The organism is Vibrio sp. YT-18 (genome assembly GCF_033337345.1).
Taxonomy (GTDB): Bacteria; Pseudomonadota; Gammaproteobacteria; order Enterobacterales; family Vibrionaceae; genus Vibrio; species Vibrio alginolyticus.
This window is the reverse complement of the sequence record NZ_JAWOQO010000140.1, coordinates 1-1272: the sequence shown is the minus strand read 5'-3', so window position 1 is coordinate 1272 and position 1272 is coordinate 1. Positions and strand designations below refer to the sequence as shown.

Here is a 1272-nt window from a genome sequence, read left to right as displayed (position 1 = left end):
AAATACCTGAGTTACGGTTTAGTGCAGAGTCCATCGAAGACATGGTCGCCGCAAACAGACCTGCCATTAACAGACCAACGGTGCCTAGAGGCATTGTTTCACGAGCGAAGACAAGGTAAACCGCATCGCTTGCTTTCGCACCCAATGATGAGTATTGCGTTGCTGCATCTGGGTACAAGATTGCTGAAGCCCAAGGTGGGATGAACCAAATTACCGCGCCAAATAGCATCATCACAAGCGCCATCAGCGCAGCTTTGCTTGCGTTTTTCGAATCTTTCGCGTTAAGGAAACGGTAAGACTCCTGCATGTTGTTGATACTTTGCAGCTGTTTCACTACGAAGAAGATGAACGTACAAACTAACAGTAGTGGGTAGTTCATATCTGGGCCCATGATGAAGCCACCAGGGAAGTTCTCAACGATCTCGCCAGGGCCACCAACGACGTACAATGCAACTGCCGCACAAGCAATGGAGATAACCGCAACAACCAGCGTTTGAATAAAGTCCGACGCCACTACGCCCCACGCACCACTCAGCAATGAGATAGCCAATACCGCAAGGCCAGTCACCCAAATGGTAGTCACGATGTCGGCATTAAATACCGCAGAAGCAAACACACCCAAACCGTTTAGCCAAACACCCGCGTTAATCACACTTAATGGAATGATTACCCAAGTGAAAAACTGCTCGTTAGTGTTACCAAAGCGGCGTTTTACCCCTTCAGTTGGTGTATCGACTCGCATTTGGCGGAAGCGGCGAGCAAAGTAGAAGTAAGCGAAAACGTACGCCACCATGTTGCCAACAAACACGGCCAATACCGCGAAGCCATCGTTAAACGCTTTACCCGCTGCACCGGTAAACGTCCATGCAGAGAACTGAGTCATAAATGCTGTGGCACCAACCATCCACCAAAGCACCTTACCGCCCCCGCGGAAATAGTCGCTGGTACTATTGCTTGCCATTTTTTTGAACAGCAAGCTGATTGCCACCATCAGGGCAAAGTAGCCTGCTATTACTAAGTAATCGTATTCCATAATAGAAACCTCGAAACGCTGTTTTAATTTAGATAAATTATATTTTCAAAAAACAAAACTAACTGAGACAAAAATCAAAACAACGGTTCATTTTTTATTTTTTGCGCTCAAACGTGATGAAGATCAATAGTGAGCGTCTTGTAAATAATTGCGGATCCATACTCGTCGTTGCTGCATTCCCTTAGTTAATCATAGAACCAAAAAGAGATTGTCACTGACAAGTCGAAAAGCGTAAAAAT

1 protein-coding gene is annotated in these 1272 nt (G+C 45.9%); it reads right to left on the bottom strand.

Translation table 11 applies throughout. The features are described from left to right. The coding region (locus R7M72_RS24965) for a sodium:solute symporter family transporter (protein ID WP_411913725.1) at positions 1-1033 on the bottom strand (1033 nt) is incomplete at its 3' end. Between the last annotated feature and the right edge of the window lie 239 nt (positions 1034-1272).